The sequence below is a fragment of the Herbaspirillum sp. LeCh32-8 genome (assembly GCF_017814915.1).
In the GTDB taxonomy this organism is placed as follows: Bacteria; Pseudomonadota; Gammaproteobacteria; order Burkholderiales; family Burkholderiaceae_D; genus Herbaspirillum.
On sequence record NZ_JAGIPZ010000016.1, the window covers coordinates 18,439 to 34,355 of the forward strand.

Here is a 15,917-nt window from a genome sequence, read left to right on the forward strand (position 1 = left end):
TCATGGGCAACATGGCTGATCCCAAGCGGGTGCTGCAAGAATTGGATGCGCTGGAGCGGCGCGACCCGCAACAGCGCGAAGAACAGCTGATGCAGCGTCTGCCGGCCCTGCTGGCGCGCGCGCAGTCTGCGCCCGGCTGGGCGCGCATCCTCAAAGGCGTCGATGCGCAGGCGGTGCGTTCGCGCGCGGACCTGGCCGCATTGCCGGTCACGCGCAAATCCGACCTGAAGGAATTGCAGACCCGCGAGGCGCCGTTCGGCGGCCTCAACACGACGCCGGCGCAGCAGCTGCGGCGCCTGTTCGTCTCGCCCGGGCCGATCTTCGACCCCGAAGGGCACGGCGCCGACTGGTGGCGCTTCGCCAGTCCGATGAAAGCGCTCGGCCTGCAGGCGGGTCACATTTTGCAGAATTGCTTCGCCTATCATTTCACGCCGGCGGCCTTCATGGTCGAGGGTGCGGCGGCCAAGCTGGGCTGCGCGGTGATCCCGGCCGGCATCGGCCAGACCGAGCTGCAGGTGAATGCAATGGCGGCGCTCAAGCCTGACGCTTACGTTGGCACGCCGTCCTTCCTCAAGATCATCATCGAGAAGGCGCGCGAGATGGGCGCCGATATTTCCAGCGTACAGCGCGCGCTGGTCAGCGCGGAAGCCTTGCCGCCGTCGTTGCGCGCCTGGTTCTACGAACATGGCGTACCGCAGGTGCTGCAGCTGTACGCCTCGGCCGACATCGGCAACATTGCCTACGAGACCATGAGCGAAGGCGCGGTGCATCCGGGCATGGTGCTGGACGAGGAACTGATCCTGGAGATCGTGCGCCCCGGTACCGGCGACCCGGTGGCGCCGGGCGAGGTGGGCGAGGTGGTGGTGACCTCGTTCAATCCGGACTATCCGCTGATCCGCTTCGGCACCGGCGACCTGTCGGCGGTGGTGGCCGGCGCTTCGCTCTGCGGGCGCACCAACACCCGCATCAAGGGCTGGATGGGACGCGCCGACCAGACCACCAAGGTGCGCGGCATGTTCGTGCATCCCTCGCAAGTGGCCGACGTGCTGCGCCGGCACGGCGACTTGCTCCGCGCGCGCCTGGTGGTCAGCGGCGAGATGGCCAATGACGTGATGACGCTGCATTGCGAAGTCGGCGATCCTGAAAATCCGGCGCTCGACGTGTCGGCGATCGCCGGCAGCCTGCGCGAGGTAACCAAGCTGCGCGGCGAGGTGCTGCTGGTGAGCCCGGGGAGCTTGCCCAACGACGGCAAGGTGATCGAGGATGCGCGCAAGTACGAATGAGTGCGGGAGCGCGTGGCGCTGCTATTGAGCAGGCCGCGTTGAGCACACGGGGGGGGCAACGGCAGGGGTGGAAGCGGGGATGGCAGATAGATGGAACAGGCACGACGTCGACGCCGGGGCTGGCGTCGACGTCGTGCCGCTGCCTTGCCGGCGCTGAACTTCCCTGCAGAATTTTTCCGCGGCGTATTGTGCCTGCGCGCATTCACGCATAGAATCGTCCGCGGAGCTTCCGCTCCAACGTCGCTCGGACGGTTCCGGGCGCTTACGTGAAAGCCGACATGACGCAATCCGCAGATTCGCGCGATCCTTCGCGCACGCCAGACGCATCCACCCAGGTTTCTTCCGCTTCTTCTGCTTCCTCCGCATCCATCCCGGTCAGTTTTCCGCGCATCGAGCGGCTGCCGCCCTACGTTTTCAACATCACCGCCGAACTGAAGATGGCCGCGCGTCGTCGCGGCGAGGACATCATCGACATGTCCATGGGCAATCCGGACGGCGCCACGCCGCCGCATATCGTGGCCAAGCTGGTGGAGGCGGCCCAGCGGCCGGACACGCACGGCTATTCCTCTTCCAAGGGCATCCCGCGCCTGCGCCGCGCCATCACGCACTGGTACCAGTCGCGCTACGAGGTCGACTTCGATCCCGACAGCGAGGCCATCGTCACCATCGGCTCCAAGGAAGGCCTGGCGCACCTGATGCTGGCCACGCTGGACAAGGGCGATACCGTGCTGGTGCCCAATCCCAGCTACCCGATCCACATCTACGGCGCAGTGATCGCCGGCGCCAACATCCGCTCGGTGCGCATGAGCCCGGGCGTGGATTTCTTCGACGAGCTGGAGCGCGCTGTGCGCGAAAGCTATCCCAAGCCCAAGATGATGGTGCTGGGTTTCCCGTCCAACCCGACCGCGCAATGCGTGGAGCTGGAGTTCTTCGAGCGCGTGGTCAGGCTGGCGCGCGAGCACAACATCCTGGTGGTGCATGATTTGGCCTACGCCGACATCACCTTCGACGGCTGGAAGGCGCCGTCCATCATGCAGGTGCCGGGCGCGCGCGAGGTCGCGGTGGAATTCTTCACGCTCTCCAAGAGCTACAACATGGCCGGCTGGCGGATCGGCTTCATGGTCGGCAACAGCAAGCTGGTGGCGGCGCTGGCGCGCATCAAGAGCTATCACGACTACGGCAGCTTCACGCCGGTGCAGGTGGCGGCGATCGCGGCGCTGGAAGGCGACCAGTCCTGCGTGGAAGAGATCCGAAGCAACTACGAGAAGCGTCGCAACGTGCTGGTCAAGGGCCTGCACGAGGCGGGCTGGATGGTGGACGTGCCCAAGGCGTCGATGTACATCTGGGCGCGTATTCCCGAGCCGTATCGCGCGCTCGGCTCATTGGAGTTTTCCAAGATCCTGCTGGAGCAGGCCAAGGTGTGCGTCTCGCCCGGCATCGGTTTCGGCGAATACGGCGACGAGTACGTGCGCTTCGCCCTGATCGAAAACGAGTCGCGCATCCGCCAGGCGGTGCGCGGGATCAAGGCCATGTTCAAGGCGGCCAAGGGCGGCTGATGCAGGGTTGATGCACTGAAAGACGGCGCGGGCATCGCGCCGTTTTTCATGGGCGCCTCAGATCCAGACGTCGCCCGGCGTCGTCCGTGCGCCGCCCTGGTCGCCGGTGTTGGGCGTGCCGCTCGGCTCCACCAGCAGCAGCTTCACTTCGCGTTCGGCCACCGGCTTGTGCTCCTTGCCCTTGGGAACGACGTACATTTCGCCTGCCTGCAGCGTCACCGCGCCATCGCGAAACTCGATGCGCAGCTCGCCGTCGACGACGATGAAGGTTTCGTCGGTATCGGCATGCGTGTGCCAGATGAATTCACCTTGCAGGCGCGCCAGCTTGAACTGGTAGTCGTTCATCTGGGCGATGATCTTTTGCGACCAGTGTTCGCTGAACAGCGAAAACTTCTGGGCGAGATTGACTGCTTGATAGGCGGATGTTGTGGCAGGCATGCTGCACTCCCTCTCTGGTGGAAAGCGCCCAGTCTAGGCGACGAGGGTGGCCGCGTCTTGAACGATTGTGCAGGCTTGGGCGCTAGCGGCTGCGCGCTCTCAGCATGCGCAGCCACGCGCCGGGCGGCAGGCCGTAGGCGCTTGCGAAGTGGCGCGTCATGTGGCTCTGGTCGGCGAAGCCGGCGGCTGCGGAGGCCGACGCCAGGTCAGCGCCGCCGGCGGCCAGCCGGCGTACGAGTTCCAGCCGGCGCATGGTCAGGTAGCGGTAGGGGCTGGTGCCGTACAGCGCGCGGAAGTCGCGCGACAGGCTCCAGCGGTCGTTGCCGCTGACGCTGGATAGCTGTTCCAGCGTGAGCTTGCCTTCCAGCGACGCCAGGATGAATTCGCGCGCACGTTCGGCGGCGCTGAAGTCGATGGCGCGCCTTGTCCGCCGCCCGCCGGCCACCGCGCTCATGGCCTGGGCCAGGTCGTAGAGGGCATCTTCTTCCTCGAGGTCGTCCAGGTGACGGTCCATGCCGCGCAGCAAGGCGTCGATGGTATGGAACAGGCGCGGATCCTGCGACAGCCCGGTGTCGATATAGGGTAGTGCGCGGCCGCCCAGCGCCTGCTGCAGCAAAGCGGGTTGCACGTAGATCATGCGGTAGCGAAAACCGTCGCGGCCGCCGGCCTGGCCGTCGTGCAGTTCATCCGGATGCAGGATGATGGAGCCGCCCGGCAGGCTGTGGCGCAGTTCGCCGCGATAGTGGAAGCTCTGCACGCCGGCCAGCGTGCGGCCGATGGCGTAGGTGTCGTGGCGATGGAAGTCGTAGCCGCGGCCGCTGAAATAGGCTTCGATGCGCTCCATGCGCGAGGACGGTGGCGCATGCAGCACCCAGTCACGGGAAGAATGTCGGATCGAAGCCATAACGGCAGATGCGCAATAAAAAACGGTATGACGGCCATTGTAGTGCAAGCCTGCAGATCAGGGCGAAGGATGGTATTGTCTCGCGGCAACGCGCGGCGCAACTCATCAGGAACTGCGCGGCGCGTTGATCGGTCTCATCTTTGTCTTCACCCCGCAACAACATCATCATGAAAAAAATAATACTCGCCGTCGTGCTTGCCGCCGCTTCGTCGGCCGCGCTGCTGCCTGAGGCGCAAGCCCAGGTTTCCGTCAACATCAACATCGGCGCGCCGCCGCCGCCGCGTGCCGAACGTCTGCCGCCCCCGCGTCACGGTTACGTCTGGGTGCCGGGCTACTGGGACTGGAACGGTCACGGTCACGTCTGGCGCGGCGGTCGCTGGGTGCGTGAACGCCCAGGCTACAGCTATGCGCAACCGGCGTGGCATGAAGGCCCGCGCGGCTGGGAACTCGATCGCGGCGGTTGGCGCGGCGGGCCGCCGCCACGCGATCGCCATCATGACCGCGGCCCGCGCGGGCACGGTCCTGATCACTGCCCGCCGGGTCACGCGCGTAAGGGCGAGTGCTGGTAAGCAAGCGGGCAGCGGAAGATTTGCCCGCCTGCCAATGAAAACGGCCGCAACGTCTTGCACGTTGCGGCCGTTTTCATTGGGTGGGCGCCTGGTCGTTGCGGCGTCAGACCTTGTCCATCAGCGCCGATACCGCGAAGGAGACGATGCCGGCGCTGATGCAGTACACCGCGAGCCGGTATTGCGGAATGAACTTGGTCACGAAGGGCAGCAGGAAATACAGCACGACGGCGATCAGGATGCTGGTGATGAGTCTTTTCATTGTCATGGCGGTGAGGGTTGAACGCTGCTCGTAATGATAGTGCGATTTCCTTGCCGGCGGTCAATCATCTTGCGGGGACAGGCGCGGGTTTTGGCGTGGCGGCCGGAGCCGCCGGCGCTGCTGCGGCCGGGACTGAGGGCTTGAGCGGCGTGGCTCCCGGCGGCAGGTTGGGGTCTTCCGCTTCAGCGGGGCGTCCGCCGCCATGGTGGTTGAAGAAATCCACGATGGTGCGCGAGGTGTCCAGGTTCTGAGAGGACTTGCCGCCGTTGATCATGGGCGCGATGCCGCCGGGCCAATTGTGGCCGCCGCCCTTGATTTCGTACAGCACCACCGCCTGCGGATCGGTCTTGCTGTGGTAGGTGTAGCGGCGCACCGAGGTGCCGTCGCCGGCGGTGTCGGCAATGTCGCTCACGTCGGGCCGGGGATCGGCGCCGTTGGCCTTGACCCAGGCTTCAACGGTCTTGGCCACCGACAGGCGCGGGACCTGTGACGGTTCCTTGCTGCCGACGCCGCCGAGGAAGGGGATGAAGGGGTCGTCGCTGCCGTGGATGTGCAGCACCGGCACACCGGTCTTGACCACCTCGGGCGGGATGTCCAGCACCGCGCTCACCACCGCCACGCCCTTGAACAATTCCGGCGCCTCGGCCGCCACGCGGTAAGCCATCATGCCGCCGTTGGACAGGCCGGCGATGTAGACGCGCTTGGGGTCGGCCAGGCCATCTGCGGCCAGCTTGTCGATCAGCGCGCGCAGGAAGGCCACGTCATCCACCTTGTGCATCTGCGCATAGCCGCAGCAACCACCGGAATTCCAAGTGCGGGCGTCGATCGCCAGGCCGGTGCCGTTGGGGTAGACCACCATGTAGCCTGCCGCTTCCGCTACCTCGCTCAGGCCGGTATTGCGCGCCATCAGCGAGCCGCTGGAGCCGCTGGCGTGCAGCGCGATCAGCAGCGGCTTGGGCTCGCCCTGGCCGCCGCGTTCCGAGAAGTAGGCGCGCGACAGGTTGCCGATGCGGATGGTTTTCAGCGAGAGGTCCACCGCATGGGCGCAGGTGAGGGCGCCGCACAGGGCGGCCAGCAGGGAAAGTCGGGACAGGCTTGGAATGAGGCGGATTGTCATGGGCAAGCGTGGGTCGATACGGGCGTAGGATGTTGACGCGATGTTAACGCGTGCAGGCTGTGCCGAAAAGGGGATTTACACAGCGTCGCCGGCCATCCGCATGCCGGCCGGCGACGCTGCAGGGCTGGCTGGTCTCAGCCGCGCGCCGGGATGTTCAGGCCGCGGGCCACGGCCGGGCGCGCCACGAAGGTGTCCAGCGCCCGTTGCACGTTGGGGAAGTCCTTGAAGCCCACCAGCTCGCCGGCCTCGTAGAAGCCGACCAGGTTGCGAATCCACGGGAAGGTGGCGATGTCGGCGATGGAGTAGTCGTCGCCGCCCAGCCACCGGCTCTCGGCCAGGCGCTTGTCCATCACGCCCAGCAGGCGCTTGGATTCGTTGACGTAACGGTCGCGCGGGCGCTTGTCTTCATATTCCTTGCCGGCGAAGCGGTGGAAGAAGCCGAGCTGGCCGAACATCGGGCCCACGCCACCCATCTGGAACATCACCCACTGGATCACCTGGTAGCGCGCAGCCGGATCGGCCGACAGGAACTTGCCGCTCTTCTCGGCCAGGTAGAGCAGGATCGCGCCGGATTCGAACAACGGCAGCGGCTTGCCGCCGGGGCCGTCGGGATCGATGATGGCGGGGATCTTGTTGTTCGGATTGAGCGACAGGAACTCCGGCGACATCTGGTCGTTGGTTTCGAAGCTGACCAGGTGCGGCTCATAGGGCAGGCCGGTCTCTTCCAGCATGATCGACACCTTCACGCCGTTGGGCGTGGGCAGCGAGTACAGCTGGATGCGGTCGGGGTGCTGGGCCGGCCACTTGTTGTTGATGGCGAAACTCGTCAATGCGTTCATGTTGGGGTCCTATGCGGCAGTGAATCGGGGATCGAATTCCTGCGCGAACTTTTCGAAAGCATCGACGGCCACCGGGCGGCAGAAGAAGTAGCCCTGGTATGCATGGCATCCTGCATCGGCCAGGAAGCTGCGCTGGGCATCGGTCTCCACCCCTTCGGCGATGACCCCAAGGCCCAGACTCTGGGCGAGGTTGACGATGGTCTTGGCGATCGATGCATCGTTGGGATCGATCAAGACGTCGCGCACGAAAGACTGGTCGATTTTAAGCTGATTCAGCGGCAGCCGCTTGAGGTAGGACAGCGACGAGTAGCCGATGCCGAAATCGTCCAGCGAGAACTCCACGCCGTAGGCCTTCAGCGCAAACATCTTCTGGATGATGTCTTCCACGTTGTCCACCAGCAGGCTCTCGGTCAGCTCCAGCTTCAGGCGCTTGGGATTGGCGCCGGTGCGCTCGATCGTGTCCAGCACGGTCTGCACGAAGTCGGCCTCGCGGAACTGCTGCGCGCTGACGTTGACGGCGATGGTCAGGTGTTCGGTGTGCGGCGTCTCGGCCCAGCCGGCCAGCTGGCGGCAGGCAGTCTCCAGCACCCAGTTGCCCAGCGAGAGGATCAGGCCGGTTTCTTCGGCCAGCGGAATGAAGTCGCCCGGCGGCACCATGCCGCGCTGCGGATGCTGCCAGCGCACCAGCACTTCGGCGCCGGTCACGCGGCCGCCCTCGACCACCTGCGGCTGGTAGTGCAGCAGCAACTGGTCGCCCTCGATGGCCTTGCGCAAACCGGCTTCCAGCGCCGCGCGCTCCAGCACCACGGTCTGCATCGCCGGGTCGAAGAAGCGCAGCGAGTTGCGGCCGGTTTCCTTGGCCTTGTACATGGCCAGGTCGGCCTGTTTCATCAGTTCATCCACCGAGGCCTGGCGGCCGCGGAACACCGTGGCGCCGACGCTGGCGGTGGTGCGGTATTCGACCTCGTCAAGCTGGTAGGTGCAACCCAGCGAGGTCAGGATCTTCTCGCCGACGGCCTTGGTCTGGTTGGCGGCCTCCTGCGGATGTTCGTTCAGGCCCTCCAGCACCACCACGAACTCATCGCCGCCCACACGCGCCACGGTATCGTTTTCGCGCACGCTGGCAACGAGGCGCTGGGCCACCTGCTTGAGCAGGAGGTCGCCTTTCTCATGGCCCACGGTGTCGTTCAAGGTCTTGAAGTGATCGAGGTCGATGAACAGCAGCGCACCGCAGCTCTTGGTGCGGCCGGACAGGGCGATGGCCTGCTTCAGGCGGTCCAGCAGCAGGGTGCGGTTGGGCAGGCGCGTGAGCGCGTCGAAGAAGGCCAGCTCGCGGATGCGCTCCTCGGCCAGCTTGCGGTCGCTGATGTCGTGGTGGGTGCTGACGTAATGGGTGACGTTGCCGTCCTTGTTCTTCACGGCCGAGATGGTCAGCCACTCCGGATAGACTTCGCCGTTCTTGCGGCGGTCCCAGATTTCGCCCTGCCATTTGCCGAAGCGGCGGATGCTCTCGCGCATTTCCTGGAAGAAGGCGGGGCCGTGGCGGTCCGAGCGCAGCAGGTTGGGATGCTTGCCGACAATCTCCTCGGCGCTGTAGCCGGTGATCTCGGTGAAGGCCTTGTTCACGCGCAGGATCTTGCTGCCGGCATCGGTGATCAGCATGCCTTCGCGCGAGTCGAAGGCCACCGCCGAGATGCGCAGCTCGGCCTCGATCTGCTTGCGTTCGGTGATGTCGCGGCTGCTGGTGCGGAAACCCGTGAAGGCGCCGTGGGCGTCGGTGATCGGGGCCGACGACAGCGCCAGCCAGAATACCGAGCCGTCCTTGCGCACGCAGCGGAACTCGACGTCCTCGCGCTTCTGGCCGTCCATGCAGCGGGCCAGTTCGGCGCGGATGCGGTGCTCATCCTCGGGATGCACGATGGTGCCGATGAAATCCTTCATCGCCAGGCATTCTTCGACGCCGTAGCCGGTGTAGTCGCGCACCGCGTGGTTCACCCAGCGCGGGCGGCCGTCCAGGCCCCACCAGACTTCCCAGTTGACGGTGCAGTCGGCGATGGCGCGAAACTGCTCTTCACTGGCGCGCAGCTCGGCGGTCATCTTCTGCGCCAGGCTCACCGCACGCACGCGCGACGACATCATCAGCCAGGCCAGGAGCGCCAGCGTGACGCTCATGCCGATGCCGGTGGCGGCGATCAGGTGCTCGGCGTTGCGGCCGAACTGCGTGATGAAGCTGTCCTGGGTGCGCATGGTCAGCGTCCAGTTGTGGTTGGCCACCACCAGGTATTCATTGGCCGAAAGCTGCAGCGGCAGAGCATGCGCGCCGTCGTCGTGCGAGCGGTAGAGCAGCGAGGCCGGGCTGGCCTCGACGCCGTCATACAGCGCGAAGGACACGCCGCGCGTGCTCTCGCCGTACAGGCTGGCGATCACGTCGTTCATGCGGAACACCGCATGCACCCAGCCCACCAGGCTGGTACGGCGCTCGGCGATGGTGCCTTGCGGCTTGCCGCGTTCATACAGCGGCAGGTACATCAGGAAGGAAGGTTCGGTCTTGCCGCCGCTCTCGAGCTCCAGCTCGATCTTGCCGGAAATGGCGGCCATGCCGGAGTCGCGCGCCTTTTCCATGGCGGCGCGGCGTACCGGGTCGGACCAGTGGTCAAAGCCGAAGGGAATGCGGTTGCGGCCGACGTAAGGCTCCAGCAGCACCATGGGCGCGTAGGCGTTGCGCGCGCCGGACGGGCGGATCTCGTAGCCGTCGGCGCCGGCCAGCTTGGTCATGCGCGCCACATGGGCATCCATGCCGGCGGCCGGGATCCATTCCTCCACGCTGATGGCCTGGATGCCGGAGAAGTTGGCGTCCAGGTTCAGCGCGGCGACGTAGTCGTGGAAATCGCTGCGGTCGAAGGTGCCGGTGGCCGACACCAGGCCTTGCACGCCGTGCAGCATCTGCTCGTAGGAGGCCATGCGCTGCTCGATGCGGCTGACGGTCTCGCGCAGCGCCGAAGCGAATTGCGAATGCAATTCCTTGTTGGAGGCCTGGCGCTCATGGTCCCAGGCCACCCAGGTCACGCCCAGTCCTGTGGTCAGGATCAGCAGCGGCAGCAGAATCAGGCGGATCCAGTTCACGGCTTGCTCTGGAACTCAACCATCGATGCCGCCAGCTCCGGGTTGAAATATTTTTCGAAGATCTTGCGCACGGTGCCGTCGGCCAGCATGGCGTCGACCAGCGCGCGCCATTTTTCCTGTTCGGCCGGCGGCAGCGCCTTCTTGGACATGATCAGGCCGTGCGGCACCGAGGGGTCGTTGAAGCTGATGATGGAGGTGACGTCGCGGATGCGCTTTTCCTGCACGGCCGGGTAGTCGAAGGGCTCCATGATCATGCCCTGGATGCGGTTCAGCAGCAGCGCCTCATACAGCGGCTCCAGTCCGCCGGCCAAGCTGACGCGGTTGGCGGCGCTGAGGCGGTCGACCAGCTTGTTGGCGTTGTCGCTGTAGCGGAAGCTGCGGATCACGCCCAACTGGAAGCGTTCGTTGCGGGTGAAGTCTTCCAGCCGCGTGATGCCGGAATCCTTGCGCACCAGCAGGTAATACTTGTTGCTGAAGTACCAGGCGAAGGAGGCGAACTGCTCGCGGTCGCGGTTGGAGATGCCCGACAGGCTGAAATCCAGCGCGCCGGACTCGATCAGCTGCCAGATGCGCGCGCGCGACATCAGGCTGACGTTGACCTTGCAGCCGCTGCGACGGATCAGTTCGTCGGCGAAATCCTTGTCGATGCCGGTGTCGGTGGCGGCCGAATACAGCAGGCCGTGGTCATGCAGGGCCAGAGTGTAGGGACGGGAGCAATCGGGGCCGGCGGCAGCGGAAGCGGGTGAAGAGAAACCGCACAGTGCAATCAGCAGGGACGCGGCGCCGAGGCATGAGCGCGATGCGCGATTGCGAAAAATCAGATTGAAAATACCGCCCCCTATTCGTACTTCGCCATGTGGACACCCCAATGCGCTGCGTGCCCGTTGCGCTCAGGCGCGCGGAGCTTGCGATTGCAGCCATTGCGATGGCGTCTCTCCCTGTCGGCCGCGCGTGCGCGGTCGTATTTTCTTGCGTCGTCATCCTCATTTTCTTGCGCATTCCGGGTGAATTGGTATGACCATTTGGTGGACATATAAGTCGACGGAACTCACTGATTTTTCGAGGAATTTTTCGAACAACGCCGAGCGATGTTACCCGAGCACAATGCAATCCGCAACACAATGTCCAGGCCTTTGCACTCGTTGTGATCGAAGGTGCACACCGGGATGAAAACGGGGTTGTAAGCGCAGCTGAAAAAGGAGCGCCGACAAAGGCCGGTTCGCAGCGGAGAGGCGGTCGCAAACGCAGGTGGGGAGCGGGAACAGGCAGAGGTCGTGGTCCGCGCGGAGGGATGAAAGCCGGATGAAGGATTGTCATACAACTGAAACCAAACATGCCGCCCGGCGGAGCTGCGCACGACGACGCCTCGGTCGTCGTGCGCAGGCGCCGGCGATCAGCGTGCGGATCAGACGAACATGCCGCCCGACACTTCGATGCGCTGCGCGTTGATCCAGCCGTTTTCGGGACGCAGCAGCGAGACCACCGCAGCGCCGATGTCGTCCGGCACGCCGGCGCGGCCCAGGGCGGTCTGGCTGGCAACGAAGGCATTCAGCTCGGCGTTGTCGCGCACGCGGCCGCCGCCGAAATCGGTTTCAATCGCGCCCGGCGCCACGGTGTTGACCACGATGCCGCGCGCGCCGAACTCCTTGGCCATGTAGCGCGACAGCACTTCCACGCCGCCCTTCATCGCCGCATAGGCGGCATAGCCGGGCAGAGAGAAGCGGGCCAGGCCGCTGGAGGTGTTGACGATGCGCCCGCCGTCGGCGATCAGCGGCAACAGCGCCTGGGTCAGGAAGAAGGTGCCCTTCAGGTGCACATTGCACAGCTCGTCGAAGACCTCTTCGCTGGTTTCGGCAATCGAGGCGTGCATGCCCATGCCGCCGTTGTTGACCAGATAGCTGAAGCGCTCGGTGTTCCAGGTGCTCTTCAGGGTCTCGCGCACGGTGTCGGCGAAGTCGGGGAAACTGCGGCTCTTGGCCAGGTCCAGCTGCAGCGCCACGGCCTTGGCGCCGGTGGCGGCGATCTCGGCCACGGTCTGTTCGGCGGCGGCGCGGTTACCGACGTAGGTGAGGATGATGCCGACGCCTTCGCGCGCCAGCTGCAGCGCGGCGTTCTTGCCGAGGCCGCGGCTGCCGCCGGTGATGAGGGCGATGCGGGGAGAGGTTGCATTGGTTTGGGTCATGTCTGGCTCCTGTCTGGTGGTTGCGCCGCGCCGCCGTGTGGGTGTTGGTTGGCGTCGACGCGTCCCGGTTGGTCTGGCACGTTGTGTGGACTACGGAGCTCAGTATATTGAGCAGGATTTACTTAATAAATTTCGGATTTGATATTAGACTTTTCAATATTGACTAATAATCAGGGCCTGCGATGAACCAGCTCGACACCCTCCAGATCTTCCAGCGCGTGGCCGAACTGGCCAGTTTCAGCGGCGCGGCGCGCCAGTTGGGCTTGCCCAACGCCACGGTGTCGCTGGCGGTGCAGCAGCTGGAGCAGATGCTGGGCACGCGCTTGCTCCAGCGCACCACGCGCCGGGTGCAGATGACCGGCGACGGCGAGGCGTTCTACCAGCGCAGCAAGGAGCTGCTGGACGACTTCGAGTCGCTGCGCGCCATGTTCCGCTCGGGCGGCAAGGCGCTCACCGGCAAGCTGCGGGTGGATATGTCCAGCGCCATGGCGCGTGAAGTGGTGTTGCTGGAACTGCCGGATTTTCTGGAGCGTCATCCGCAGCTGGAAGTTGAGCTCTCGGCCAGCGACCGCCGGGTCGATCTGGTCAGCGAGGGCTTCGACTGCGTGTTGCGCACCGGGGCGCTGGATGATTCTTCATTGGTGGCGCGCCCGATCGGGCACCTGGTGCAGGTCAATTGCGCCAGTCCGGCGTATCTGGCGCGCCATGGCGTGCCGCGCACGCTGCAGGACCTGGCCGGCCACAAGCTGGTGCACTACCGCCAGACGCTAGGCGGGCGCTCGCCCGGATGGGAGTGGTTCGACGGCAAGGAAACGCACTACGTGGAGATGGGCGGCGGCGTCACCGTCAACAGCACCGAGACCTACTACGCCGCCTGCCAGGCCGGCCTGGGCATGATCCAGCTGCCGCTGGTGGGCGTGCGCAAACGCAGCGCGCTGGCGCAGGATTCACTGGTCGAGGTATTGCCCGAATATCGCCCGGCGCCGATGCCGGTGTCGATGCTCTACGCCAGCCGGCGCCACGTGCCGGCGCGGCTGGCGGAGTTCATGGATTGGCTGCATGCGCTGATCCTCCCGCTGACGCAGGAGGGCGGCATGAAGGTGTGATGCGGGATGAAGAAGCTCAGGCCTGCTGCGTGCGGCCTACCGGGTCGATGGTGACCGTGCCGCGCCCGATCTCGATGACGCGTCCGCCGACCTGGATGGCGCCGTCGGCCGACACCGCCAGGTGCAGGCGCGACGGGCGCTCCACCGCCGCTCCCTGGTCGATCGCATAACGCGCCGGCAGCGCATGGCCGGTGGCGCGCAGCCAGCCGCCCAGGTTGGCGCAGGCCGATCCGGTGCCGGGATCTTCGGCCACGCCGCCACCTTGCTTGGTGAAGAAGTAGCGCGCCAGCACATTGCCGGGTTCGTTCTCGTCGAAGGCGAACACGTAGGCCGTCTTGCGGCCCAGGCTGCTGACCGGCCAGCGATCCAGCGAGCCGCTGTCGGGTTGCGCGCGGCGCACTGCCTCTGGGGACTTCACGGGGATCAGGAACTGGTCGGCGCCGGTGTCGACCCAGATCGGTTCGCCCGCCAGGTCGTCGGCCGACAGGCCTATCAATGCCGCCACCTCGGCCGCCGGTAATGGCGACGGTGCGGTTTTCGGCGCGCCGCTGGTGGGCGCGGTGAAGGTCCAGACATCGCCCTCGGCCGTCACCGGCACCACGCCGGCCTTGAACTCCAGCTTTAGCGCATTGCCGGTGCCCATCAGTTCGCGCACCACGTGCGCCGTGCCCAGCGTGGGGTGGCCGGCGAAGGGCATCTCATAGCCGGTGGTGAAGATGCGCACGCGCGCATCGGCCACCGACGACGGCAGGATGAAGGTGGTTTCCGAGAGGTTGAATTGCAGCGCCAGCGCCAGCATGGTGGCGTCATCGATGCCGCGCGCGTCTTCGAACACGCACAGGGGATTGCCGCCGAAGGTGGATTCGGCGAAGACGTTGAGCAGGCGGTAGGCGTAGGTGGTGGACATGTCTCTCTCTGGAAATAATGGACGGTTCTGAGGGCGGTCGTTCAGCAAGTCATTCGTCATCCCGTCATTCCGGCGAAGGCCGGGATCCAGCGGCGTTTTTGCTGCCTCAACGGTGGTTGAACGACACTGGGTTCCTGCTGTCGCAGGAACGACGGCGATGTGGCGACCTCTGCATTTGCCGGAGCGATCCGACGGCGCTGGTTGAACAACGCCGCCCTCAACCCTGGTCAAACGAACCGGGATTTTAGAAGTCCGTCATCGGGAGCGACAGATACAGTTCACTCGTCCACGGCGATACAGTTGCGGCCGAGCTGCTTGGCCTTGTACAGCCGTTGGTCCACACGTTCGAGGAAGGCGATGCGGTGATCCTGCGCCGACGGCACGATGGTGGACACGCCCAGGCTGATCGTGACGACCTCGGCCACCTGCGATTTCCCGTGCGGGATGGCGGCGTCCTGCACCAGCTTGCGACAGCGCTGCGCTACTTGCAGCGCAGCCTTGGCATCGGCCTCCGGCAGGATCAGGACGAACTCCTCGCCGCCGAAGCGCGCCAGGAAATCGCGCGAGCGGGTGGCCGCGCCGCTGAGCACCTCGGCCACGCGCTTCAAGCATTCGTCGCCGCGGATGTGGCCGTAGTGGTCGTTGTACTGTTTGAAGTAATCGATATCTAGCATCACCAGCGACAGCGGCGTGCGGTTGTTCACCGCGTTGGCCCACTCCACTTCCAGTGCGGAGTCGAACATGCGGCGGTTCGCCACGTTGGTCAGGCCGTCGCGATAGGACAGCGCCTCCAGTTCCTTCTGCAGCTCGATCAGGCGCGCCTCGGTCTTCTTGCGCTCGGTGATGTCGAACATGAAGCCGATCAGCGCATTGGGGCTGCCGTCCGGGTTGCGCACCACGTGCACCACGTCGCGGATCCAGACGTGCTCGCCGTCGCGCGTGAGCGCGCGGTAATCGGCCTCGTGATCCACCCCCGACTTCGATTGCGAGATGCAGAAATTGACCACCGCCTCGCGGTCTTCGGCATGGATGCGCATCGCCCAGTCCTCGGCGCTTTGCCAGCTCTCCGGCGTCCAGCCCAGCAATTCCTCGATCTGCGGGCCGATGTAGGCGAACTTCATCGTGCTCCAGTCGATCTTCCAGGGAATCGCCTTGGTCGATTCCAGCAAGGTCTTGTAGACCGCGCTGTCGGGTTCCATCTGTTGTCTGATCAGGTCGCTCATGGGTAAAGGGAGAGTGGTCGGTGAGGAAATGAAGTGAAACGGCTGGCGGCAAGCATACCCCGGATCGCGCGCTGCAACGACACGCCGTATCAGGTGATGAAAGATGAGGGCTATCGTTTTTTCTTATGACCCCATCCTCAATCGGTATTTCCTTGTCGCGACGGCATGGGGATAGACTTCAGTCACAGCAGTTTTCGAGACGGAGATTGTTGTGTTGACCGCTACCACGGTCGAAGTGTCTGGCAGTGATGCGCCGTACCCGGCGCGGTGATGCAAGACGCTATTCAAGGCAAAAGTTTGAAGATAAGCAAGGCAATCCGTCCGACCGCTGAGCCTGTCGCAGCACCGGCGCCAACCGTAGAAGGCGTCCGTGTCCGACCCAGGCTTGCGACCCCGAAAGTGAGCGCTCAC

The 15,917-nt window shown here is 65.1% G+C and carries 14 protein-coding genes; 4 read left to right on the forward strand and 10 right to left on the reverse strand.

Translation table 11 applies throughout. The features are described 5' to 3' along the window. The first annotated feature begins 11 nt into the window (after positions 1-11). Positions 12-1,283, forward strand: a complete 1,272-nt coding sequence (locus J8I26_RS20625; RefSeq protein ID WP_209608989.1) for an AMP-binding protein — start codon at positions 12-14, stop codon at positions 1,281-1,283. Between the two features lie 278 nt (positions 1,284-1,561). Beyond that, positions 1,562-2,839, forward strand: a complete 1,278-nt coding sequence (alaC, locus tag J8I26_RS20630; RefSeq protein ID WP_209608990.1) for an alanine transaminase — start codon at positions 1,562-1,564, stop codon at positions 2,837-2,839. 57 nt (positions 2,840-2,896) lie between these two features. On the opposite strand, the gene J8I26_RS20635 is transcribed toward alaC, so the two are convergent. Then, the gene (locus J8I26_RS20635) at positions 2,897-3,277 is read right to left on the reverse strand and encodes a cupin domain-containing protein (protein WP_209608991.1); all 381 of its coding nucleotides are present in this window, start codon (positions 3,275-3,277) and stop codon (positions 2,897-2,899) included. An 82-nt stretch (positions 3,278-3,359) separates the two neighbouring features. Then, complete coding sequence (locus J8I26_RS20640; RefSeq protein WP_209608992.1) at positions 3,360-4,181, reverse strand: AraC family transcriptional regulator; 822 nt, start codon at positions 4,179-4,181, stop codon at positions 3,360-3,362. A 167-nt stretch (positions 4,182-4,348) separates the two neighbouring features. Here J8I26_RS20640 and J8I26_RS20645 point away from each other — a divergent pair, with 167 nt between their 5' ends. Next, entirely contained in the window at positions 4,349-4,750 is a 402-nt protein-coding gene (locus J8I26_RS20645) for a YXWGXW repeat-containing protein (protein ID WP_209608993.1), read from the forward strand. Positions 4,751-4,853: 103 nt separating this feature from the next. Here J8I26_RS20645 and J8I26_RS20650 read toward each other — a convergent pair whose 3' ends face one another. The 6 genes from J8I26_RS20650 to J8I26_RS20675 form a co-directional block, all read right to left on the reverse strand. Beyond that, positions 4,854-5,009, reverse strand: coding sequence for a hypothetical protein (locus tag J8I26_RS20650; RefSeq protein ID WP_209608994.1), 156 nt, complete (start codon positions 5,007-5,009; stop codon positions 4,854-4,856). A gap of 64 nt (positions 5,010-5,073) precedes the next feature. Beyond that, positions 5,074-6,126 carry a PHB depolymerase family esterase gene (locus tag J8I26_RS20655; RefSeq protein ID WP_209608995.1) on the reverse strand — a complete coding sequence of 351 codons (1,053 nt, stop codon included), beginning with the start codon at positions 6,124-6,126 and terminating at the stop codon, positions 5,074-5,076. Between the two features lie 134 nt (positions 6,127-6,260). Then, on the reverse strand, positions 6,261-6,965 hold the full coding sequence (locus tag J8I26_RS20660; RefSeq protein WP_209608996.1) for a glutathione S-transferase N-terminal domain-containing protein: 705 nt from the start codon (positions 6,963-6,965) through the stop codon (positions 6,261-6,263). 9 nt (positions 6,966-6,974) lie between these two features. Next, the gene (locus J8I26_RS20665) at positions 6,975-10,088 is read right to left on the reverse strand and encodes an EAL domain-containing protein (protein ID WP_209608997.1); all 3,114 of its coding nucleotides are present in this window, start codon (positions 10,086-10,088) and stop codon (positions 6,975-6,977) included. Further along, positions 10,085-10,861 (reverse strand): ABC transporter substrate-binding protein, encoded by a 777-nt coding sequence (locus J8I26_RS20670; RefSeq protein WP_245200440.1) that lies wholly within the window; start codon positions 10,859-10,861, stop codon positions 10,085-10,087. Before J8I26_RS20670 ends, J8I26_RS20665 begins: the two co-directional genes overlap by 4 nt. 632 nt (positions 10,862-11,493) lie before the next feature. Beyond that, complete coding sequence (locus tag J8I26_RS20675) at positions 11,494-12,270, reverse strand: SDR family oxidoreductase (protein ID WP_209608998.1); 777 nt, start codon at positions 12,268-12,270, stop codon at positions 11,494-11,496. A gap of 182 nt (positions 12,271-12,452) precedes the next feature. Between J8I26_RS20675 and J8I26_RS20680 the strand changes: the two genes are divergently transcribed. After that, entirely contained in the window at positions 12,453-13,376 is a 924-nt protein-coding gene (locus tag J8I26_RS20680; RefSeq protein ID WP_209608999.1) for a LysR family transcriptional regulator, read from the forward strand. A 16-nt stretch (positions 13,377-13,392) separates the two neighbouring features. Here J8I26_RS20680 and J8I26_RS20685 read toward each other — a convergent pair whose 3' ends face one another. Both J8I26_RS20685 and J8I26_RS20690 read right to left on the reverse strand, forming a co-directional pair. Next, positions 13,393-14,283, reverse strand: a complete 891-nt coding sequence (locus tag J8I26_RS20685) for a PhzF family phenazine biosynthesis protein (protein WP_209609000.1) — start codon at positions 14,281-14,283, stop codon at positions 13,393-13,395. Between the two features lie 278 nt (positions 14,284-14,561). Beyond that, a complete protein-coding gene (locus J8I26_RS20690) occupies positions 14,562-15,506 on the reverse strand; it encodes a sensor domain-containing diguanylate cyclase (protein ID WP_245200435.1) in 945 nt (314 codons plus the stop codon). Positions 15,507-15,917: the final 411 nt, after the last annotated feature.